Below are 22,574 nucleotides of genomic sequence, written 5' to 3' on the forward strand. Positions count from 1 at the left end.
GCGTAGCGGATCACCAGGCTTGTAATCATGGGATGAATCACTCGATTTCGGGGTTCGTGGGCCGTTCGGAGGCGTTAATGTTCCGTCGGTGAAGCTGCTCGCCGATATCACCCCGCTGCGCAACCAGGACTTTCGCCGCCTGTGGACGACCAATATCGTCACCGTCATCGGGGCGCAGCTGAGCGTGGTCGCGGTGCCGCAGCAGATCTTCCAGATCACGCACAGTTCCGGGTACGTCGGGCTGTCGGGGTTGTTCGGGCTGGTGCCGCTGATCGTGTTCGGGCTGTGGGGCGGGGCGCTGGCCGATGTGATGGACCGGCGCAAACTCCTGCTGATCACGAGCCTCGGAACCGGGCTGACCTCGGTGTTGTTCTGGGTGCAGGCGTTGGCGGGGGTGAACAACGTCTGGCTTGTGTTCGGGTTGTTCGCGGTGCAGCAGGGCCTGTTCGGGGTGAATCAGCCCACCCGCAGCGCGATCTACCCGCGGCTGCTGCCCGGACATCTGCTGCCCGCGGCCAACTCGCTCAACGCGACGGTCATGCAGTTCGGCGCCATCGCCGGGCCGGTGCTGGCCGGAACGTTGATCCCGGTCGTGGGCCTGTCGACGCTCTATCTGCTCGACTCGATCGCCCTGCTCGCCACCCTGTGGGCAGTGTGGAAACTGCCCGAGGTGCCCTCCAGCGGCGACGTCCGCAGGGCCGGATTACGCACTGTCGCAGACGGATTCGCCTATCTGACCACGCAACGCATCCTGCTCGCCTCGTTCGCCGTGGACATCATCGCGATGGTGTTCGGCATGCCGCGCGCGCTGTTCCCCGAACTCGCGCACGACACCTTCGGCGATCCGATCACCGGCGGCACCGCCCTGGGCCTGCTGTTCGCGGCGTTGTCCGCGGGCGCGGTGGCGGGCGGCATCTTCTCCGGCTGGCTCTCCCACCTGCGGCGACAGGGTCTGGCGGTGGTCATCTGCATCGCGCTGTGGGGTGTGGCGATGGTCGGATTCGGCGTCGCGGTCGGGGTCACCGGACATCTGCTCAGCACCACCGTCGGACTCTGGATCGCGGTGGGCTGCTTGGCATTCGGCGGCGCGGTCGACATGTTCTCCGCGACGTTGCGCACCACCATGCTGCAACAGGTCGCCACCGACGAGATGCGCGGCCGGTTGCAGGGGGTGTTCACGGTGGTCGTCGCGGGTGGTCCGCGCCTGGGTGATGTTGCCCACGGTTTTGCGGCCGCGGCCCTGGGTACCGCCGTGGCGGCGGCCGGTGGCGGTGTACTCGTGGTGATCGGCATGGTGCTCGCGGCGGTGGCCTTCCCGGCCTTCGTACGGTACCGAGTGGCCCGCGCACATGCCGAAATTCCGGCCGCGTGAGCACCGCGCTCCACTACCACGAGACCCCCGTCGAGCTCACCTCGAACGGAAGTGACTGTGAGGTAGTCAACCATGACCCTCGCTATCCACCGCTAACGGCCAGCGGCTAGCGTTGACCAGAGCGCATCCGACACCGACCGTGCCCGGTGCCTACCGGTTCTAGCCTGAGAGGGATCCTTCCGTGCCCGCTGAGAACATCATCAACGTCGACGACGACGCCAAGCCGGTACTGTCCTACCCCGGTGGCGATTACCCGATGACAGTCGCCAAGGCCGCCGAGGGAAACGACGGGATCGACCTCGGAAAGCTGCTGGCCAGCACGGGGTACGTCACCTACGACCCCGGTTTCATGAACACGGCCCCGACCAAGTCGGCGATCACCTACATCGACGGCGAGGCCGGTATCCTGCGCTACCGCGGGTACCCGATCGAGCAGCTCGCGGCGGGTTCGAACTTCATCGAGGTCAGCTACCTGCTGATCTACGGTGAGCTGCCGAGCACCGCGCAGCTGGAGGACTTCACCGACCGGATCCGCCGGCACACCCTGCTGCACGAGGACCTCAAGCGCTTCTTCGACGGCTTCCCCCGCAACGCGCACCCGATGCCGGTGCTCTCCAGCGCGGTGAACGCCCTGTCGGCGTACTACCAGGACTCGCTGGACCCCCGCGATCCGGAACAGGTCGAGCTGTCCACCATCCGTCTGCTGGCCAAGCTGCCGACCATCGCGGCGTACGCGTACAAGAAGTCGGTCGGCCAGCCGTTCCTCTACCCGGACAACTCGCTGTCGCTGGTGGAGAACTTCCTGCGGATGACCTTCGGTTTCCCGGCCGAGCCGTACGAGGTCGACCCGGAGGTCGCCGCCGCGCTGGACATGCTGCTGATCCTGCACGCGGACCACGAGCAGAACTGCTCGACCTCGACCGTGCGCCTGGTCGGCTCCTCGGACGCGAACCTGTTCACCTCCGTCTCCGGCGGCATCAACGCGCTGTGGGGCCCGCTGCACGGCGGCGCGAACCAGGCCGTGCTCGAGATGCTGGACGGCATCAAGGCCAATATCGACGGCGGCACCGTCGACGCCGCGGTCAAGGAGTTCATCCGCAAGGTCAAGAACAAGGAGGACGGGGTGAAGCTGATGGGCTTCGGTCACCGCGTCTACCGCAACTACGACCCGCGCGCGACGATCGTCAAGAAGACCGCCGACCAGATCCTGGCCAAGCTGGGCGTGCAGGATCCGCTGCTGGACATTGCCAAGGCGCTGGAAGAGGCGGCCCTGACCGACAGCTACTTCGTCGACCGCCGCCTGTACCCGAACGTCGACTTCTACACCGGCGTCATCTACCGGGCCATGGGCTTCCCGACCCGCATGTTCACCGTGCTGTTCGCGATGGGCCGGCTGCCCGGCTGGATCGCGCACTGGCGCGAGATGCACGGCGAGCCCATGAAGATCGGCCGCCCGCGTCAGATCTACACCGGCTACGGCGCCCGCGATTTCACCGAGATCGCCGGACGGTGATGTTCGTCCGCTGAAAAGCGTTGTGAGAGGCCCGCTTCCGATTCGGAAGCGGGCCTTTTCCGTATGCCGCAACGGTGTCCGCACCCGCTACCCGAAATTCGCGCCGTGGCACCGGAACCCGATACCTCGGATGCGTCCGATCCGGACGTCGTCGGAGCGCCGCACAGACGTCGCGTCCAGTCGGGAAACCGGGCGATCCGCTCGCCGACGACGGAAAACCGCTGGTCACGAGGGACTCGCGAAACTTCCGAAAAAATGCCCGGTCGGGACGGAACTGAATCGGGATCCGCGCCGTCTAAACCTTTCGAAGAGCATGAACCATCCGCTCGTCGCGAGGTGAGCGGGTCCTGGAGTCCGTTGGGGGGCACTATGGCAATCGAAGATATCGAGCACGGTCAGCAGGTGCGGGGTGGGTCGGCGCGCAGCGAGTTCGCGCGGCGGCTCTCGGGGCTGCACCGGGCCGCGGGGGCGCCGTCGTTACGCAGCGTCGCGATGCTGGCCCAGTTGCGCGCGCAGGAGACCGGGGACACCCGCTCCGCGCTGGCCTCGGCACAGCGCATCAGCGATTGGCTCAGCGGGCGCAATGTGCCCGCGCGGTTCGAATCGCTGGTCCCGGTGCTGCACGTGCTGGGCGCGCGGGCCAAGCGCCGCACCGGCAATACCGCCGAGTCGATCAACACCCGGGCCTGGCGGATGCTGTGGAAGGCGGCGCGGGCGAGTCCGGCCGAGGCCACCGGCGGCGCCACCCATCGGCCGTACCCGGTCGGCGAGTACACCGAGCAGCACGAGTCCGTCTTCTTCGGGCGGCGGCGAGCGCTCACCGCGCTGCTGACCATGGTCCGGATGTCGGCGACGCCGCAGCGCCCGGCCGATGTGATCGTGCTGACCGGCGCGTCGGGCGTGGGCAAGACCGCGCTGCTGCGCGCCGCGCTGGCTCCGGCACTGCGTTCGGAGGGCGGCAGCTGGGCCGTCGCGATCCTCACCGCGGGTCCCGAGACACTCGCGAGATCTGCCCGAACCTTCGGCGGCACAACGGATCCCGCGGCCGGTCGCCCGGATCTGGAGGCGGTGCGGCAGTGGGCGGGCGAGGCGCGGCCGATGCTGATCGTGGATCAGTTCGAGCGGCTCTACCGTCCCGAGATCGATCCGACCGAACGCGCGGCCTTCCTGATCTGGCTCAAACAGGTGTCCACCATCGGCACCGTGCTGATCTCCATCCGCTCCGACGACCTGGTCTCCTGCGCGCAGTACCCGTGGCTCGCGGATGCGGTGCAGCACAACAGTTTCAGCCTGAATCCGATGTTGCGCCCGGAACTCACCTCGGTCATCGTCGGCCCGGTGCGCGGCTGCGGCGCGGCGGTCGAGCCGGGCGTGGTCGATCTGCTGCTCACCGCGCTGGAACCGGATCGGCCGAGTCTGGACAGGGCCTCGGCCGGGCCCGGCGAGTTGGCCGTACTGTCCGCCACCATGCGATCGCTGTGGGAGGCGCGCACCGGTGAGCGCATCGATTTCGCCGCCTACCGGAAGGTCGGCGGACCGGCCGGGGAGATGGCCCGGATCGCCGAACAGTGCTGGGCCGCACTGACTCCGGACGAACAGGTCGACGCTCGTGCGCTGCTGCTGGCCCTGGTCACCGTGCACCGCGACGGCAGCTACGCCCGGCGTCGGCTGCCCACGGCCGATCTGCTGCGCATCGCCGCCCGCACCGGGTCGGGGCGCGATCTGGTCTACCGCCTGATCCGGGCGCGGCTGATCGTGGTGGAGGTGCGGCACGCCGATCTCGTACACGACACCCTGCTGCGCTGGGATCGGCTGCGCGGCTGGATCGGGGAGAATCGCGCATTCCTGTTGTGGCGTCAGCGAATCGAGGACGACGCGACCGAATGGTGTACCGCCGAACGCGATCCCGGCCTGCTCTATCGCGGCAGCCGCCTCACCACCGCGATCCGCCACGCCGATCCCTCCGCCAGCATCGCGGCCACCGAATTCCTGCGCGCCTCGGCCCGTACGGAACTGGGCGGACCGGGCAGCGTCGTCGAACGCGATCACCAGAACGCTTGCCACTATCGGAAAGTCGTCGGCCAGTGAGCGTCGGCCCGATGCCGCGATCCCGGCCCGACGGTCCGCCGCAAGGCGGGTCGCAGCCGGGAAAACCGGTCTCGAGCGGGCACACTGGGTGAAGTGACCGACGATCCGGACGAGCAGGCCGAGCAGGGCACCGACGCACCGCCCGCACCCGCCTCGAACGGAGAGCACGGCGAGCACCGGATGCCGCCCTGGCTGCCCCGGGCGCTGGTGCTGGCCTTCGCACTGCTGGGCGCGTATCAGATCACCGACTGGGCGGCGCACAAGCTGCTGGGCCTGTTCACGATCATGCTGGTGGCGTTCTTCGTCTCGCTGGCGACCGAACCCGCGGTGAACATGCTCGCCGCGCGCGGCATCCATCGCGGGCTGGCCACCGCGGTGGTGTTCGTGCTGCTGTTCGCCTGTGTCGCAGGGTTTCTCGCGGCGCTGGGCACGCTGCTGGTGGAGACGGTCAGCAATCTGCTGCACGAATTGCCCGGGCTGCTCAACGAACTCGTCGACTGGATCAATCGCACATTCCACCAGCACTTCACGGTGGATCAGCTGCGCGATCGGCTGCTGCACGACTCGAATGTGCTGAACAACTACGCGCAGACCGCCGCCAACAACGCGTGGGGCCTGTCCAGCACGGTGGTCGGCGGGCTGGTCCAGGTGCTGACGATCGCGCTGTTCAGCATCTACCTCACCGCCGACGGCCCGAAACTGCGGCGCACGGTGTGCTCGATGCTGCCGCCGCCCCGGCAGGACGAGGTGCTGCGGGCCTGGGATCTGGCCATCACCAAGACCGGCGGATACCTGTACTCCCGCGCGCTGCTGGCGGTGATCTCCGCCCTCGCGCACGCGGTGTTCCTGGCGATCCTCGGACTGCCCAACGCGCTGGCGCTGGGTGTGTGGTTCGGCGTGGTCGCCTCCTTCGTCCCGACCATCGGCACCTATATCGCGGGCACCCTGCCTGTGCTGGTGGCGCTGACCATTCAGCCCATCGACGCGCTGTGGGTGATCGGATTCTCCATCGTCTACCAGTGGTTCCAGGACTATCTACTGCAACCACGCATCACCGCCCGCACCGTCGACGTGAACGCGGCGGTGGCGCTGCTGGCGGTGCTGGCGGGTGGTGCGCTGCTGGGCGCGGTCGGGGCGCTGCTGGCGATTCCGGCCACCGCGACGGTGCAGGCGTTCCTGAGCGAATACGTCCGGCGGTACGAGGTCGCCGAGGATCCGCGGATCGAACGCACCTCCCGCTATCGACGGCTGTGGCGGCGTCCAGGCAAGTAGCACAGCGCAATTCGCGCTGCAAGGTCTTGTTAAGCGCTTGTCGAGCCGGGCGCGGGATCGTCTTCGTGTGAGGTTCGGCGGACCTCGCGATCCGATCACCGACTCGGCCCGCTCCGGAGGGGATGGCGGGGCGCGCGGGTATCGGTGCGGCACGCGATCGCCGGATCGGACTGTACCGGGGAGGACAGTCCGGTCCGGTCACGGCCGCACTGGCACGATTCGGCCCGTCACGTCGGGGGACGGACCGGATTCGCCCGGTCACCTGCCGCGAGCGCGGGCGCGCCGGGGGTGAAATCGGAGTGCGGAGTCGTCCCGGTACATGCGATGGTGCAGGTATGACAGAGACGTCGGGGATAACTCTGCGCTCCGGTTCCGCGGCCGATGCCGAGGTGATCCGGCTGCTGGGCGATATCGGTTTCGGGATCGCGACCGATCGGGCCGAGGCCGAACGCACCCACAGCGTTTTCGCGCCGGAGAACGGCATCGTGGCGCACGAGGGCGATCGGATCGTCGGATACGCCGCCACCTACACGCAGACGCTGACCGTGCCGGGCGGACATCCGGTCGAGGTGTCCTCGATCGCGAATGTCGTTGTCGCGCCGACACATCGACGACGCGGCATTCTGCGCGCGATGTACACCGAACAGCATCGCCGCACCGAGGAACTCGGGCTGCCGCTGACCATCTTCACCGCCAGTCAGGGCGGGATCTACGGCCGGTTCGGTTACGGTCCGTCGATTACCGAGCAGCACATCGGATTCGATCGCCGGTTCGCGCAATTCCATTCCGGCACACCGGATCCGGGCGGGGTCGAGTTGACCGCAACCACCGCGGCCCGAGGTGTCGTGCCCGCGATCTACGACCGCTGGCGGCGAGTACAGCCCGGCGCGCAACTCCGCCCGGAGCCCGCCTGGGACGCGGTGTTCGCCGATCTCCCCCGCTATCGAGGCGGCGGCACCGAACTGTTCGCCTTCACCCACCCCGACGGCTATGCGCTGTACCGCTACCACCGGCGCGGATCGGGTTCCGCGATCGAGGTGGTGGAGCTGCGCGCGGTCACCCCCGACGCGCACGCCGCCCTCTGGCGGGCGCTGAGCGCACTGGAACTGTTCGACCGGGTCGAGGCGGTGATCGCGCCGGACGATCCGCTCCCGCACCTGTTCACCGACCCGCGCCTGGTCCGGACCACGGGCCTGCGCGACGCACTGTGGACGCGGCTGATGGACGTCCCCGCGGCCCTGACCGCCCGCTCGTATCAGGCCGATCTGGATATCGTTGTCGCGGTTGACGATCCGTTCCGCGGCGCGGGCGGCACCTTCGCACTGCGGGTACGCGACGGCCACGCCGAATGCGCACCGACCACCCGCGCCGCCGATGTCGAACTCGGCATCGACGTACTCGGTTCGGTCTATCTCGGCGCGCACCGGATTCGGAGAATGGCTGCGGCACACCACATTCGAGCGAAAGGCCCGGCCGTATTGCGGGCACTGGACCTCGCCTTCCAGAGCGACCGCGATCCGGTCCTCGGCTGGGCGTTCTAGTAGAACCGCTCTCGCAGATATCCTGCTCGGCACACCATAAACAGAACCAGACACACACTGACACAACCGAATACATCTCCCGATCCGCAGCTCACCCCTGCATGCGCGGACTCTCGGCAGCGAGGTGTCCCACCCCTGGATCATGGAGATCGCGCCGGTCGCAGCGGCTTCGAGATCCATCGCGGCACCCAGTAGTGACACCGGATATGCACTCACACAACCGAATACGCCTACCAAGCCGTAGCTCACCCAGTGCATGCCCAGACACTCGACCCGGCGAGGTGTCCCGCACCCTGGAGGCTTCGCGGGTAGGCAGCTTCGAGATCCATTCCGGTGCTGAAGCGCCCGCGCGGCGTTCACTCGCCACCCATGCACAGCCGGAACCCTGGCGCCGTACGGCCGGGCCGGAACCACAGGAGAGCGCTTTTCATCCCGGGTGGCCCGGCCGGGTTCGCACTGGCATGCTGGGGAGGTGGAAGCGATTCGGTTCGTGCTGAATGTGATCTGGCTGGTGCTGGCCGGTTTCTGGATGGCGCTGGGTTACCTGGTCGCGGGGGTGATCTGCTGCGTGCTGATCGTCACCATTCCGTTCGGCGTCGCGTCGTTCCGGATCGCGAACTACGTGCTGTGGCCGTTCGGGCGCGAGGTGGTCGCGCGGCCGGGATCGGGTGCGCCCTCGACGGTCGGCAATGTGATCTGGCTGATCTTCGCCGGATGGTGGCTGGCGCTGGGGCATCTGCTCACCAGCATTCCGCTGTTCGTCTCCATCGTCGGCATTCCGTTCGGCTGGGCCAACTTGAAGCTCATTCCGGTGTCGCTGATGCCGCTGGGCCGCGAAATCGTGCCGAGTGAAAGCGTTTTCGGGCGCTGAGGCATTTCGGGGAAACGGGCGGATCCGCCACTACTCCGATTCGCCGACGATCTGGGTCATGATGCCGACGGCCTCGCGCAGCACGTCGAGCTGCGCGGCTGTCAGGCCGGAGAGCTGATCGGTCATCCACTCCTCGCGGGCGTCGGCCTCGTCGGCGAGCAGGGCCCGGCCCGCGTCCGACAGCGAGACGATCACCTGGCGGCCGTCGGTGGGGTGCGGATCGCGTTTGACCAGTGCCATTTCCGTGAGCGAGGAGATCACGCGCGTCATCGAGGGTGGTTGCACCCGTTCCTTGGCCGCGAGCGCGCCCGGGGTCATGGAACCGTCGCGATTGAGGGTCGCCAGGGCCGACAGCTGGGTCAGCGAAATCTGAGCCTCGGCGCGGCGACCCCGCAGATGTCGGGTCAGCCGAACCACCGCCAGGGAGAGATCGGCGGCGAGGGCTCGTATATCGGAAGCCGTTGTCACAGAGCTGAACGATACGTGACACGCCGGACCCGAGCTGTTCGATCGCGGCGGTATCGTTGGCATCGTGACCCCCGAGGTGCCCGAAATTCCGCCGCGTCTGACCGATCCGCGTCCGGTGCTGGCCATCGGCAGCGCGCTGTGGGCGATCGCGACCATCGCGGTCTGGGTCGATGGCAGCTGGGCGCCGGCGCGACCGATCTGTCTGATGGGGCTCGCTGTGGGTTTGCTCGGTTACATCATCTTCATGATTCAACGACGCGGTGCGCGGCGCGGCGACAAGGGTGCGCAGAAAGGTCTCTGAGGCCGATTTTTTCGCCCGCGAATTGACTGTTCGCGTGCTTGGCGCTTAACTGCGTGGGTGTCCTCCCGATTGAGCGTCGAAGAACGCCGCGCACACCTTATCGAGGCCGCTATCGGCCTGGCCGAAAAAAAGGGCGTGGCCGGGGTAACCACCCGTGACGTGGCGCAAGCCGCCGGAGTTTCGCTCGGTGTGGTGCATTACTGTTTCGAAAACAAGGACGCGCTGATGACCGAACTGGTCAAGGCACTATCGATGGAATTGCGCGATTCCGTCGAGACCAACGAAACGGTCTGGCAGGGCGTCGGAAGTGGAAAAGAATCGCTTCAAAATCTGGTGCGCGCGAGCCTGGAACTGTTGTGGCTGAACATCGAAGCCACGCCCGAACGGCAGTTGCTCACCTACGAAACCACCACCTACGCACTGCGCGAAAGTGAACAAACTCCGGCCAAACTGGCGATCGCGCGCGAACAATACACATTCAACGACTCCACCGTCGGCGATGTTCTCGAACACGCCCGTGACGCGACCGGGACGCGGTGGTCGGTGCCGGTCGGCACGCTGAGCCGATTCACTCTCGCGGTCATCGACGGCATCGTGCTGCGCTGGCTGGTCGACAACGACAGCGAGGCGGTCCGCACTCAGTTGGACGTGCTCGCCGAGATGATCACGACGTACGCGCAATAGCCTGCGCGCGAACGTGAGTCACCTCGCCCTCGCGCCACCACGGCACCTCCACGGTCGCCTCGTACGCACCGCTCAGCCGCACCCGCAGTTCCTCGTGCAGGATCAGCGGCGCGTCCGGCGGCACCTCGCCGAACTGCATGCGCAGCACCACGCCCAGCGGTTCGTCCCGCCAGGTGCTCACCCGGCCCTCGCCGAGCACCTCGGCGGTGACCGCCTCGGAGGCCAGCGGTAGATCGAGCAGGGTGGACAGTGCCCGCGCGGTGTCGCGGTCGCCCGCGACCAGGCGGTCCGGGGGGATCGCGAAGCCGTAGCAGGGTTCGTCGAGGATGACCGCGTCGGCCGGATCGATCACCGCGCCGGACAGTGCCCGCACCCGCTCGGGCAGGGCCAGCTCGTTCAGGTCGAGCAGTTCCAGCGCCTCGGCGAGTCTGCGGTGCGTTTGCGAAATCGCTTCCGGGGAAGGGGTTTTCGCGGGATCGGCCAGAGCCTCGAGCAGGGCGGTGGCGAGTTCCGGGGTAATGGTTTCCGGGTCGGCCAGCACCGCGTGCAGGGCGCGGATCTCGTCCGGGTCGAGTTCGGCCGGGGTGGGCAGCAGGTCGGCGAACAGTTCGTCACCGGGCGCGCGGCACAGGCCCAGCGGCGTACCGCCGATCCGGGCGTGATGCCGCAGCCACCAGGCGGTGTAGCCGTCGCGGTCGGTCAGGCAGCGGCGGGTGCGCGGCTCGGACAGCAAGAGCCGCAACGCATTCGGCCAGGACTCGTCGTCGACCAGATCCAGATCGCGGACCGCGACCAGTTCGCGCGGATCCTCCTCGAGGGTGTCCCACCAGGAGTCCTCGTCGTCCAGATGATGATCCGGGCCGGTCGGGTCCTGCTCGGTGACCAGCGCGAATCCCCAGCCGACACCGATCGCGCGCAACGCCTGCTCGCCGTATCGCTCGACGATCGAGGCATCGAGGGCGCCGAGCGGGGAATCGGGCACGAGCAGCTCGGCCAGGGGTGCGCCCGGCAGCAACAGTTCGTCGGCGGGCATCGGGTCGCCGTCCTCGCCGGGCAGTTCGATCGTGCCGAGCCACTCCGGGAGCGCGGACGGATCGGTCAGCTGCGCGGCCAGGCGCAGCACCGCCTCGATCGTGTCCGGGTCGGCCGGATCGTCCTGCAACGCGGCTTCCAGCGCGGGATCCGACAGCAGATCCTCGGTCGCGGCCTGCCGTGCGCCCAGGCGGCCCAGCAGCTCGTGCGCCGCCTCCGGATGCACCAGTCGCGCCCAGTGCACCGGCAGCGCGATCTCGGCGGCGAACTCATCGCCGTAGGGGCCGTAGGGGACCTCGACGAGCTCGAGCGAATCGCCGAGCACCACCGTGCGCGGCCCGGTCACCCGCCGACCGTCGGCCAGCGGCACCGCGAGCGCACCGAGTTCCTCCGCGGTCAGCGGATCGGCCACGAACTCCTCGAGCGCGTCGTAGAACGAATACCACCAGTGCGGCGGGCGTTCCAGCCCCGAGGACAGCTCCGCGATCCGCGCCAACCCGATCCGATGCGCGTCCAACACGGTCAACGCCTCGTTGGAAGCACGCCGGGAGAGTTCCGGAATCACCAGCGGGCCCAGCACATCGGCGAGCAGACCCGCCAATTCCGTTGTCACATCGGGGAATACGATCGCCCGGGTCGGCACGGCCAGTGCGACATCGGGGTACCGCTCGTCCGGGACGGTCGCGTGCGCGTCCGCGGTGGACATGTCCGGGAAGTCCGTCATCAGCGCGGCCGAATCATCCACGACGACAACCGATCTCGTCGGGTCATACACCGAGACATCATCGTGATCGGATGGGATGACCGTCGCTCGATCGAGCGAGTCATCCGCAGCAGCAAGCGATCTCGCCGTGTCATACAGACCGGGCAATGCCGAGACATCCTCGACATCTTCACGATCGGACGGGGCAGCCGTCGCTCGATCGACCGAATCATCCGCAGCAGCAAGCGAATACGCCGAATATCCAGCAGATGAAGGCGATCCCGTGGAGTGGTTCGCGGACTCGAGATCGCTGGGTACTGCCCCGACATCATCGGCGACAACAGGCGAGTCCACGGAATCGGCCTCGGGCGCAATCGAATCCGCGGAATGGTTGGCAAGCCCGGCCGGATCGCGCGCGACGAGGATATCTTCGTGCTGGTACGCAACGGATTCCACGGCGGTGGCAGTGTCGGGCGCGGAAGGGGTGGTGGCGGTCGGGCGGGTGGGGACGACTGGGAGCCAGGGGTGGGTACGGAGGTCGGTGATGAGGGCTTCGCGGAGGAGGGCGTCGGTTTCGCTGCGGGCGAATCCGGGGGTGGGGACCAGGATGAGGCGGTCCCGGGGTGGGAGGGCGCGGGCGAAATCGGCGTAGCCGGAGGCCAATTCGGTGGTTCGGGCGCCGGGGAGGAGGCGGCGGCGGTCCGGTTGCATGGCGATTCGCGCGATGAGCAGGGCTGGGAGGGACAGCTCCTCGTCCGAGCGGGTGGGGGCGCGCAGCACGTCGTGTCCGGTGGGGACCGGACGGCCGTCGACGACCGGCAGCAGCCAGCGGGCGTGGGTGGTCTCGAACTGCCACCAGATCCGTTCGCCGAAGGTCGGACCGGACAGTGTCAGCTGCGTCAGGCCGCCGCCGAGTTCTGTTGTCTCGCTGCGTATCTCGTCGTCACCGATGCTGATCGTGCGCAGCGCGGGCAGTTCCAGGAGCAGATCGGTGGACTCGGTGCGCATGGCCGTGGACAGGGTCTCGACATCGACGTCCGCGCGCAACCGGATGACGATCTCGCTGTCGAATCCGTGCACCGGCTCCACCTCGAGCGGCCAGACCAGGCGCAGCACGGGCGGGACGAACTCCGGCCCCTTCGGCAGCGCGATCTCGTTGCGCCGCAACTCGTCTCGCGTACGTTCCCGCGAGAACAGCAGCGCGCCCGTGCGCGAACGGAATTCGATCTCGTCACCGACGGTGAGCACGGCGGTGAAGCCGACACCGAACCGGCCGACCACCGCGTCCGCGGCCGACTTCGCCGAGGCCCGCAATGCGGTCAGCGAATGCACGCCCGAAACATCCAGCGGCACACCGGTATTGGCCACATGTAGCGACCGTCCCTCGAACCACACCGCCAGCCGCCCCGGCACACCCGCACGCGCGGCGGCGTCGGCGGCGTTCTGCGCCAACTCGGTCAGCAGCCGATCCCGATACCCGGCGCGCACCAGATCGACCTCGGTGGCCGCATCCTCACGCAGCCGCGTCGGTGACCCACGCCACGCATCGAGCACCCCTGCCCGCAAACTCTCCGACCCGAACGGATCCCCCACGATGTCGCTCAGCTCTGTTCCGCCGCCCCAGAGGCACCTCCGGCACCAGGCCGCACATGCACCGCCGACACCGCCCAAGCATCGTGATATTCACCCGACACCCGAGCCCCGGAAACCCCCTCGGCCACACCGGAATCCACCGAACCATCAACCTCGGACCGCGTAACCGCAGCATCACCATCATCTGATGCCGAACGAGCAGCACCATCCGCGCCCACGGCATCCGCGCCCACAGCATCCGCAGCGATTCCTATCTCGGAATCGGCCGCTCCATAGCCGTCGAACGAACCGGTATCACTGACCGAAATCCCCTCAGCGGCAACGTGATCCACTGGGGCACCGGCATCCACCGAATCTCCCGCAACATCGACAGAATCAGCCGCAGAGCGCGACACATACTCCGCTGCAGGAGCAAGGGACTCGGCAACCGATGCCGACTCACCGCCCCCGGAGACCTCCTCAGTGGACAGTTCGGCCACCACACCGGTCGAATCCGTAAACGATTCAGCAGCAACAGTTTCCGTCTGCCCCAACTGTTCCTCTGCCGAAGTGAACTCTTCGGCAACCGCAGTAGCCCCGGCCATCTCAGTAGCATCCACGTCGCCATCCGTCACGGCAACGGAAGCATCACCACCGGCAACCTCACCAGGGGCCGCCGCACCCGAATCCGTTTCCGCCGCAACATCAGCAGACTCGATGTCCGCCGCAGACGCGACATCTTCAACTACCGAAGCATCGACGTCCTCGCCATCGCCCGCCAGCGAGCCAGTCCCAGCGAGCACCGCCGGATCGACCTCACCCGCGGACCGCTCCGACGCAACCGCACCGCCGTAAGCAGCCTCACCAGCAAGCCCCTCGGACTTCCCGACACTGTCCGACACAGCAGGAGCATCCCCGACCGCGCGCCCGGTCCCCTGTCCGAGGTCGTCCGCCGACGCAGGCACAACCGAATCCGCGGCCGCGCGCTCGCCCTCCGGCATGACATCATCGGCCGACGCGACTACCGCAGCCGACTCGACAACGGCCGGCGAAGCACCCGCACTGACCGACTCGACGGCACTCTCGTCCTCCGACACGACGGCGTCTTCATGCACACTCGCAGTCGACGACGCGACATCACCCTGCGGCACAACAACATCCGCCGATGCAGCCGCAGCCTCTGATTCGGCAACGTCGGCAGCCACAACGACCACATCCGCCGCGACGGCGTCCCGGACAGCCGCGCTCTCAGACTCGGCACCACTTTCCGACGTGGAAACATCCTCGCGCACAACCACATCCGACGACGCGGCAGCATCCTGCGACACAACCACATCTGCCGATGCGACTGCCGCCTCCGGCTCGACACCACCGACCGACGCAACCACGGCATCCGACACAACAGCGGACGACGCGACCGGGCTCACCGGATCAGAAGCACTGCCCGACGTGGAAACACCCTCGCGCACAACCACATCCGACGACGCGGCAGCATCCTGCGACACAAACACATCTGCCGATGCGACTGCCGCCTCCGGCTCAGCAGCGGACGACGCGACCGGACTATCCGGCTCAGCAGCGGACGGTGCGGCCCGACTTTCCGGCTCAGCAGCACTCCCCGACGCGGAAACGCCCTCTCGCGCAACCGCATCCGACGACGCGACAGCATCTTCACGAGCACCCGCGGCCGACTGCGCGACAGCATCCTCAGGGGCACCCGCAGCTACATCCTGCGGCGCAGCTACATCTGCCGACACGGCAGCCGTCTCCGGCGCAGCGACATCCGGCGAGGCGATTGCCACGTCCGGATCGGCAACAGCTGACGTGACGGTGCTTGCCGATTCCGCGACGCTCTCCGAGGTGGATGTGTGCTCGTGCACGGCCACAGCCGGGTCACCCGCACCCGACGCGGTGTCCTGCGGGATCTCGGTCGCCGGGGTGACGTCCTGCGATGTCCCGGCGGACGGTCTGCGTAACTCCTCCGGAGCGATCAACTCGACGGCGGCGTCGTCATAAGCCTGGTAGAGGGGGGAGCCGCCGCCGGTGGGGAGTTCGGTGTCGGAGTGGGCGCCGCAGCCGTATTCGGCGTGGACCACGTGGCCGTCGGCGCCGAGGGCGTTGGCGCAGACGCCGTAGGAGGCGCGCATGGCGCCGGCCAGGGGGACGTAGAAGCCGCAGAGGCGGCAGGTCGAGGCGGCGGCTCGCGCCATCTCGGTGTCGGGGCCGTACTCGGTGAACCAGCGTTCGGCGGCCTCCTCGCGGCCCTCGCGGCTCAGCACCTGCGGGCGGCCCTGGCCGAGCTCCTCGCAGACGTCGTCGACGACCGGATCGCCGGTGACCAGGTAGCCGGGCACCAGACGCGGGTCGTTCGGCAGGGGGGCCAGCAGATCGCCGGGCGCGAGGTCACCGGGACGCACCCGCTGCTCCCACGGGATGAAGTCGGGGGCGATCAGGGCGTCGGGGCCGGGCAGCAGCGCCGACTCGCTGACCGTGGCCCGATCGGCCTCCGGCGGTGCGGCCACCACGACCGCCCACTGCCAACCGCGATACCCGGACAGGGTCGTCGCGAAGTGGTGGGTGGCGGCGTACTCGTCCTCGGCGGTCACGCCCAGATGCTCGCCCACACCCTCGGGCTGCAACTCCAGGAGCGCACGGCGAGCCACGTCGACCGCCTCCGCCAGGATCGGTCGCACACCGGGCTCCGAAACAGAAACTGCGCTCACGTCCTACATTTTGCCGCATGGAACGCAAACCCCGTGCGTTGGCCGCGACAGGGCTGATCGCAGTGGCCGTGACACTGGCCGGGATCACCGGATGTGGCCTGCTCGACACCACCCCGCACCTGGGCGTCAAGGTGCTGGCAACCCGCCCGCACGACCGCACCGCGTTCACCGAGGGCCTCGAGATCGACGGCGACGTCCTCTACGAGAGCACCGGACTCGAGGGCAAGTCCGGTCTGCGCGCGACGAACCTCACCACCGGCACGCAACTGGCCCGCATCGACCTGGACCCGAAGTACTTCGGCGAGGGCATCACCCGCGCGGGCGACACGCTGTGGCAACTGACCTGGCAGAACGGCATCGCCTTCGACCGCGACCCGGCCACCCTCGCCGAACGCCGCCGAGTGCACTTCGAAGGCGAGGGCTGGGGCTTGTGCACCCGCGGCAAAAGCGTGGTCATGAGCAACGGCACCAGCACCCTGACCTTCCGCGACCCGACCACCTTCGCCCCCACCGGCACGGTCCGCCTGACCGACTACACCGGAGCCCGCCTCAACGAACTCGACTGCGCCCCCGACGGCACCGTCTACGCCAACGACTGGCCCACCAACCACATCCTGCACATCGATCCCACCTCCGGCCGCGTCCTCGGCGACATCGACGTCGGCACCCTGCTCACCCCCACCCAACAGGCCGGAGCCGACGTCCTCAACGGCATCACCGACCTCCCCGGCACCGACCACTTCCTGATCACCGGCAAGAACTGGCCGACGATGTTCGAGGTCCAATTCGTCCCGCGCTGAGCGGCATACGACATCACCGATCCCGGGCCACGGATCGGCGGCTCACACCCTGCCGCAATCGACTCTCGGCGAGAGGTGAGCGACCGGAGGCGACGTGCGCTTCCAGGGTGGAGAATTTCCGAACGGCAGGATCACACCCGGCCCCGGCCGCGCATCTTCGGGGAGTGCGGGAGAATCGACGGTGTGACTGCCTCCCGTGAACCCTCCGGCACCGATCCGGGGCGCCGGGACGGCGAGGAATCCCCGCTCACCCAGCGACATCCCGGTTACGACCGGTATCCCCCGCCGCACACCGCGTCCCACGATCGGCTGCCACCGTTGCCGCGACGCGGCGGCGAACCCGACGTACCCGAATTCATGACCCGGCGGATGCCGTCGGAGCAGTCGTCGGGCACGCGGGCGTTGCGGGACGGCGCGCCGCGGGACGAACCACCGCGAGACACGCCGCCGCCGACCCGGCCGTTGCGCGAGACTCCGAGCGGCTCGCCCGAAGCCGATCCGCCTGCCGACCACACCGAGCCCCCGGCCGAGAAGCCCCGCAAGCTGACCGTCACCCGGGTCGTCGCGATGCGCAGCGTGGAACTCACCGGACGCGGCTTCCGCACCTTCCAGCGCGCGGCCGAGGCCGACGGCGCGGGCGAATCCGGGCTCAGCGCACTGGTCTACGCGACGATGGCCAACTTCGCCCTCGACGCCGCCATCGCGGTCTCCCTGGCCAACACCCTGTTCTTCGCCGCGCAGACCGCCGAATCCAAGGGCAAGGTGGCGCTGTACCTGCTGATCACCATCGCCCCCTTCGCGGTGATCGCGCCGCTCATCGGCCCCCTGCTGGACCGGCTGCAACGCGGCCGCCGACTCGCGCTGGCCGGATCGTTCGCCGTGCGCGCGGTCGTCGCGATCGTGCTGATCTTCAACTTCAACGGCTGGGCGCTGTATCCGCTGGCCCTGATCATGCTGATCCTGAGCAAATCGTTCGCGGTGCTCAAGAGTGCGGTGACCCCGCGCGTGCTGCCACCGGAAATCGATCTTGTTCGCACCAATTCCCGGCTCACCGTCTTCGGTCTGGTCGGCGGCACACTGGGCGCGGGCGGGGTGGCCGGGGCGATCGCCGCGATCGCCGGATCGCCCGGCGCACTGGTCTTCGCGGCACTCATCGCCGGCGCCGGGACCTATCTGAGCCTGCGCATCCCGTCCTGGGTCGAGGTCACCGAGGGCGAGGTCCCCGCGACGCTGGGCTACCACCGCGACAGCGAGGTCCTCGACAAGAACGAAACCTCCACCGTCACACCGAGTAAACGTCGTCAACCGCTGGGCCGCTCGGTGGTGACCGGGCTGTGGGGCAACAGCGCCATCCGGGTACTCACCGGATTCCTCACCTTCTACGTCGCCTTCGTCGCGAAATCGACCGAGCATCGTCCGGTGCAGCAGGCCGCGATGCTCGGTGCGGTCGGCGCGGCCGCGGCGATCGGCAACTTCGCGGGCAATGCGACCGGCGCGCGCATGAAACTCGGACGTCCGGCGTTGATCGTGCTGGTCTGCACGGCCGCGTGCACGATCGTCGCGGTGGTCGCGGCACTGACCGACAACCTGCTGGGCGCGGCCCTGGCCACGCTGGTCGCCGCGTGCGCGAGCGCCCTGGCGAAGGTGTCGCTGGACGCCTCGATCCAGGACGATCTGCCGCCGGAATCGATCGCGTCCGGATTCGGCCGTTCGGAAACGGTGCTGCAACTGTCCTGGGTGGTGGGCGGCGCGGGCGGGGTGCTGCTGCCCACGGTCTGGTGGGAGGGCTTCGCGGTGGTGGCCGCGGTGCTGGCGGTGGGATTGGCGCAAACCTTCGTGAGCTACCGTGGGCATTCGCTGCTGCCCGGTCTGGGCGGCAACCGACCACAGCACGCCAAGCAGGAGGTCCCCGCGGACACTCCGCCCGGTAACGCAACCCGACCAGCGACAGGAAATCCGTGACCAAGCCCAGCACCCGCACGATCGTCGCGCTGGCCGCGGCGGGCGTGCTCGTCGTGATCGTCGCCGTGGCCGCCGTCGTCACCGTGGCGGTCCGGAACGCGACCACACCCGTTCCGGCGCTCACGGTGTACGCGCACGGCAAGTCCGTCACCGTGCCGCCGTACAAGTACTGCACGGTCGCCGGGATCGCCGATTCCGGTCAGGTGCACATGAACCCGTGCCAGCAGAGCGACATCACCGTGCCGGTGCAGCCCGCGGGTAACCCGGTGCAGATCTCGCTGCCGAAGAAGATCGCCGACGCGCCGTGGGTCATGGTGCGCGAGTACGTGCTGCCCGACAATCGCACCGTGGTCCGCGATGTGAAGACCTACCTCGACTTCGAGCCCGGCACCCTCGCCCTGACCGTCCCGTCGCAGCCCACCCGCAACCTGCGCCTGGTCGGCCTCGAACTGCAACTGGTCCTCCCCGCGCGCGACACCCTCGGCCACGAATTCTTCGTCCCGTACCAGGCTTGGTCGGTCAAAACCGCCTGAGTGGAACACATCCCGGCTGCGGCGGGACACCCACGGAAATGGTTGTGGGCGAGCGTGATTCGGGGAGGCCCAGGCGTATCGCGGATTCGGGGTGAGCGGGGGCTGCCGGGATGCGTTCGAGGACGCCGCCTGCGAAGACGTCGTAGAGCGGCAGGGTTTCGAGGTGGACGTAGCCGATGTGGCAGTCGCACTCGGTGCGTGGGCACGGGCGGGGTGTGAGGGCGGTGCGGTAGGTGCCGTCGTAGAGGTTGCCTAGGGTTTCGGGGACGAAGTGGCAGCGGCGGACGGTGCCCTCGCCGTCGACGGACAGGACGCTGGAACCGGTGCGGCAGGGTTGTCCGGCGGAGCGGTGCGGGTGGCGGCTGTAGGGGAAGAGTGGGTCCAGCGCGGTCCAGGTGTCGGCTTGTTCGTCGGTGTAGGTGTGGCCCTCGGCGGCGTTGACCCACAGGTAGACGTGGTCGGGGAGGTCCGCGCGCAGTTGCCGGGCCGAGGCGAGATGTTCGGGCAGGCCGACGATTCCGACGCTGAAACGCACACCGGATCGAGTCAGCCGCTCGGCCTTGTCCAGGAAACGGCGGTACGGGGTCTGGCCCGGATGGTAGGTGCACCACAGGGCCAGCGTGTCGAGGTCGGCCTCGGTGAGCCAGTCGGTCCGGCAGCTCAGATTGGTCTGTATCGCGACGCGCTCGACCTGCGGCAGCCGCGAAAGTTCCACGAGCGCACGGCGATACCAGGATCGCACCAGGCCCTCGCCCCAGGGCGTGAACAGGATCGAGAGACGGTCGTCGGTTCGCTCCCGGACCCAGGAGGTGAATCGTTCGAGGGCGGCGCGATCGGCGCGCAGTTGTGCGGGCGTATCGCGGCGTTTGGCGAACGGGCAGTACGGACAGTCGTAATCGCAGGAGGCCAGCGGGCCGCGATACAGCAGCGTCAGGTCCATGGCGTCTGATCCATTGCCGTCGAATTCATTGCCGGTCACCGTAATTCGTAATCGGCCATGGCGGATCGGACCGCGGGTGAGAAGAATTCCGGACCGATGGCGTCGGAGTAGGCCAGGCCGTTCGGGGTCAGGCGCAGACGGTCGGCGGTGTCGTCGAGCCAGCCGCGTTCGGCGAGTAAGCCCAGCTCAGCGGCGAAATCTGCGCGGGGATCGCGACCGAAACGCAGTTCGTAGTCGGCAACGGCCAATCCGTCGACCTGAAGCAGGGATTGCAGCAGATGCCGACGCCGCGCCTCACCGTCATCGACCGCGCGTCCGACCAGAGCGCGCGTGAAATCCGTTGTAGCGGTGTAGGTGTCGATGATGGACCGCACCTCGCGCGACGACACCGCGTAATCGAACGAATAGTGCAGCGTGGAGGTGTACGACCGCGCACCACAACCCAGCCCGATCATGCCGTCGGTCTGACAGGCGTAGTCGTCCGGGCCCTGCGGCGGCGCGTCCACCCGCCGGAACATCCGCATCGAGACCTGCCGATAGCCGTGCGCGAGCAGGTGATCACGGCCCTCGCGATATCTGTTCAGCCGCTGCGCATCCCAATCCCGTTCGGAGACAGCCGGATCGACGTGTCGACCCAACCCCGTCAGCGGACGCACGTAGAGCGGATACAGATAGATCTCCTCCGGCTGCCACTGCAATGCCGCGTCCAGGGACAGTCGCCAACTGGATTCGGTCTGACCATCGATGCCGTAGATCAGATCGATGTTCAGCACCGGAATCCCCGCTGCGCGAACGCATCCCAGTGCGGCCTCGACATCGGCGCGACGCTGCGGACGCACCGCCGCGCGCGCCTCGGCATCGACGAAGCTCTGCACACCCAGGCTCAGCCGCGTCGTCCCGCGCGCGGCCAGCACGGCCAGCCGATCGGCGGTGGCCGTGGCGGGTGACGCCTCGACCGACAGCGGAATCGCCCGCAGATCCGCACCCATCACCTGTTCGGCGATATCGCACAGCCGTTCCAACTCGCGCGCCTCGAGATAGGTCGGCGTGCCGCCGCCGAACGCCGCCGTGGCGAAGCTGGGTTCGGGCCGCTCGCCCAGCGCCTCGCGCACCGCGTGCGCCTGTCGCTCGAGCGCGTCGAGATAACGTCCGGTCAACCCGTCGGGCGCGCCGACGCGGGTGAACAGATTGCAGAACCCGCACCGCACCTCACAGAACGGTATGTGCAGGTACAGCGACAACGCGTGGCGCGCTTCATCCCGCCACAACTGCGCCAACGCCGGACGCGGCGACAACGGCCGGTACGACGTCTTGTGCGGATACGCGTAGACGTAGTTCTGATACGGCCGCGGCAATGCGGCAACGGCGGTCACGACGACGGCTCCAGGAAGAACTGGCCGTACGGAACGGTCCACACCGACTCGTGCCCCAGGCGATGCCCGGTGTAACCGCCGTCCCCGTAGGCGGTGCCGTGATCGGAACACACGATGGCGAAACACCTTCGCCTCGAACGCATCACGTCGAACAACCGGCCCACGTGCCGATCGATGTACCGCAACGCCGCAGCGTGCGTCTCCCGCGTGTCACCGGCCGCACGAGTCGCACCCGGCAGATGGAACCAGTTCGGTTGATGCAGCGCGGAAGCATTGAGGAACAACAGAATTCGCCTCTCCCTCGGCAGTTCCGCGACGATCCGCTCCGCACACGCGATCTGCGCCTCGAACGAGGTCGGCGAGGTCACCGAGAATTCCCGCTCCCAATGACTCTCCGCGAACAGCCCCGGCAACGCATTCCCCAACGCCCCCTGCTTGTTGAAGAAGCCCACCCCGCCGATACACACCGTGTGATACCCCACCGCCCCCAGCGCGGTCACCAGATCGGGTGCGTCGAATACGAACGTGCGCTCCGCGGTGGTCTCACTACCCGCGAACTGCGCCGCGAACAACCTCGGATGCGGCCCCGGAGTAGCGGGCGTCGGCAGAAATCCCGCGAATATCGCCTGATGCGAGGCATAGGTGAAATTGCCCGGCGCATGCCGACGCTCCCACCGCCCACCCGGCAGATGAGCGGCCAACGTCGGCAACTCCCCCGCAGCAGCCAACTCGGCCGCCACGTCGTACCGCAACGTATCCAGGGTGAGCAGCAGCAGATCATCCCGACCGACGACCTCGTTCATATCGGGATCGAGATCGGCAGCCG

17 protein-coding genes are annotated in these 22,574 nt (G+C 68.1%); 11 read left to right on the plus strand and 6 right to left on the minus strand.

All coding sequences use genetic code 11. From position 1 onward, the window contains the following. Window positions 1-88 precede the first annotated feature (88 nt). From NRB20_RS11690 to NRB20_RS11715, 6 genes are all read left to right on the plus strand, one after another. Complete coding sequence (locus NRB20_RS11690; protein WP_319944772.1) at window positions 89-1,372, plus strand: MFS transporter; 1,284 nt, start codon at window positions 89-91, stop codon at window positions 1,370-1,372. Between the two features lie 181 nt (window positions 1,373-1,553). After that, entirely contained in the window at window positions 1,554-2,885 is a 1,332-nt protein-coding gene (locus NRB20_RS11695) for a citrate synthase (RefSeq protein WP_319944773.1), read from the plus strand. Between the two features lie 369 nt (window positions 2,886-3,254). After that, on the plus strand, window positions 3,255-4,973 hold the full coding sequence (locus tag NRB20_RS11700) for an nSTAND1 domain-containing NTPase (RefSeq protein ID WP_194289808.1): 1,719 nt from the start codon (window positions 3,255-3,257) through the stop codon (window positions 4,971-4,973). A gap of 93 nt (window positions 4,974-5,066) precedes the next feature. After that, entirely contained in the window at window positions 5,067-6,245 is a 1,179-nt protein-coding gene (locus tag NRB20_RS11705) for an AI-2E family transporter (protein ID WP_319944774.1), read from the plus strand. A gap of 335 nt (window positions 6,246-6,580) precedes the next feature. Next, window positions 6,581-7,786, plus strand: coding sequence for a GNAT family N-acetyltransferase (locus tag NRB20_RS11710; RefSeq protein WP_153410079.1), 1,206 nt, complete (start codon window positions 6,581-6,583; stop codon window positions 7,784-7,786). A 481-nt stretch (window positions 7,787-8,267) separates the two neighbouring features. Then, the gene (locus tag NRB20_RS11715) at window positions 8,268-8,657 is read left to right on the plus strand and encodes a YccF domain-containing protein (RefSeq protein ID WP_319944833.1); all 390 of its coding nucleotides are present in this window, start codon (window positions 8,268-8,270) and stop codon (window positions 8,655-8,657) included. A gap of 30 nt (window positions 8,658-8,687) precedes the next feature. Here NRB20_RS11715 and NRB20_RS11720 read toward each other — a convergent pair whose 3' ends face one another. After that, the gene (locus tag NRB20_RS11720) at window positions 8,688-9,125 is read right to left on the minus strand and encodes a MarR family winged helix-turn-helix transcriptional regulator (RefSeq protein WP_319944775.1); all 438 of its coding nucleotides are present in this window, start codon (window positions 9,123-9,125) and stop codon (window positions 8,688-8,690) included. 64 nt (window positions 9,126-9,189) lie between these two features. Between NRB20_RS11720 and NRB20_RS11725 the strand changes: the two genes are divergently transcribed. Further along, the gene (locus NRB20_RS11725) at window positions 9,190-9,426 is read left to right on the plus strand and encodes a DUF2530 domain-containing protein (protein WP_319944776.1); all 237 of its coding nucleotides are present in this window, start codon (window positions 9,190-9,192) and stop codon (window positions 9,424-9,426) included. 57 nt (window positions 9,427-9,483) lie between these two features. Then, entirely contained in the window at window positions 9,484-10,110 is a 627-nt protein-coding gene (locus NRB20_RS11730) for a TetR/AcrR family transcriptional regulator (protein ID WP_319944777.1), read from the plus strand. On the opposite strand, the gene NRB20_RS37520 is transcribed toward NRB20_RS11730, so the two are convergent. Both NRB20_RS37520 and NRB20_RS39260 read right to left on the minus strand, forming a co-directional pair. After that, window positions 10,091-13,438: a sacsin N-terminal ATP-binding-like domain-containing protein gene (locus NRB20_RS37520; protein WP_194289809.1), complete on the minus strand. Its 3,348-nt coding sequence runs from the start codon at window positions 13,436-13,438 to the stop codon at window positions 10,091-10,093. The two genes, NRB20_RS11730 and NRB20_RS37520, sit on opposite strands and share 20 nt — an antisense overlap. Before the next feature lie 8 nt (window positions 13,439-13,446). After that, entirely contained in the window at window positions 13,447-16,140 is a 2,694-nt protein-coding gene (locus NRB20_RS39260) for a DUF3027 domain-containing protein (RefSeq protein ID WP_319944778.1), read from the minus strand. Between the two features lie 17 nt (window positions 16,141-16,157). Between NRB20_RS39260 and NRB20_RS11745 the strand changes: the two genes are divergently transcribed. The 3 genes from NRB20_RS11745 to NRB20_RS11755 all read left to right on the plus strand — a co-directional run bounded on the left by NRB20_RS11745 (window position 16,158) and on the right by NRB20_RS11755 (window position 19,435). Next, on the plus strand, window positions 16,158-16,940 hold the full coding sequence (locus tag NRB20_RS11745) for a glutaminyl-peptide cyclotransferase (RefSeq protein WP_153410082.1): 783 nt from the start codon (window positions 16,158-16,160) through the stop codon (window positions 16,938-16,940). A 183-nt stretch (window positions 16,941-17,123) separates the two neighbouring features. Continuing rightward, complete coding sequence (locus tag NRB20_RS11750; RefSeq protein ID WP_319944779.1) at window positions 17,124-18,902, plus strand: MFS transporter; 1,779 nt, start codon at window positions 17,124-17,126, stop codon at window positions 18,900-18,902. Then, on the plus strand, window positions 18,899-19,435 hold the full coding sequence (locus NRB20_RS11755) for a DUF2771 family protein (RefSeq protein WP_319944780.1): 537 nt from the start codon (window positions 18,899-18,901) through the stop codon (window positions 19,433-19,435). The genes NRB20_RS11750 and NRB20_RS11755 overlap by 4 nt, the downstream gene beginning before the upstream one ends. Here the strand turns inward: NRB20_RS11755 and NRB20_RS11760 are convergent. The 3 genes from NRB20_RS11760 to NRB20_RS11770 are packed head-to-tail and all read right to left on the minus strand — an operon-like array spanning window position 19,422 to window position 22,551. After that, window positions 19,422-20,414 carry an STM4011 family radical SAM protein gene (locus NRB20_RS11760; RefSeq protein ID WP_319944781.1) on the minus strand — a complete coding sequence of 331 codons (993 nt, stop codon included), beginning with the start codon at window positions 20,412-20,414 and terminating at the stop codon, window positions 19,422-19,424. The genes NRB20_RS11755 and NRB20_RS11760 overlap by 14 nt on opposite strands. Further along, on the minus strand, window positions 20,411-21,748 hold the full coding sequence (locus tag NRB20_RS11765; protein ID WP_319944782.1) for an STM4012 family radical SAM protein: 1,338 nt from the start codon (window positions 21,746-21,748) through the stop codon (window positions 20,411-20,413). Before NRB20_RS11765 ends, NRB20_RS11760 begins: the two co-directional genes overlap by 4 nt. Continuing rightward, window positions 21,745-22,551 carry an STM4013/SEN3800 family hydrolase gene (locus NRB20_RS11770; RefSeq protein WP_153410083.1) on the minus strand — a complete coding sequence of 269 codons (807 nt, stop codon included), beginning with the start codon at window positions 22,549-22,551 and terminating at the stop codon, window positions 21,745-21,747. The genes NRB20_RS11765 and NRB20_RS11770 overlap by 4 nt, the downstream gene beginning before the upstream one ends. Window positions 22,552-22,574 lie beyond the last annotated feature (23 nt).

Origin of the sequence: Nocardia macrotermitis, from assembly GCF_009604405.1 — a bacterium.
Classification (GTDB): domain Bacteria; phylum Actinomycetota; class Actinomycetes; order Mycobacteriales; family Mycobacteriaceae; genus Nocardia; species Nocardia macrotermitis.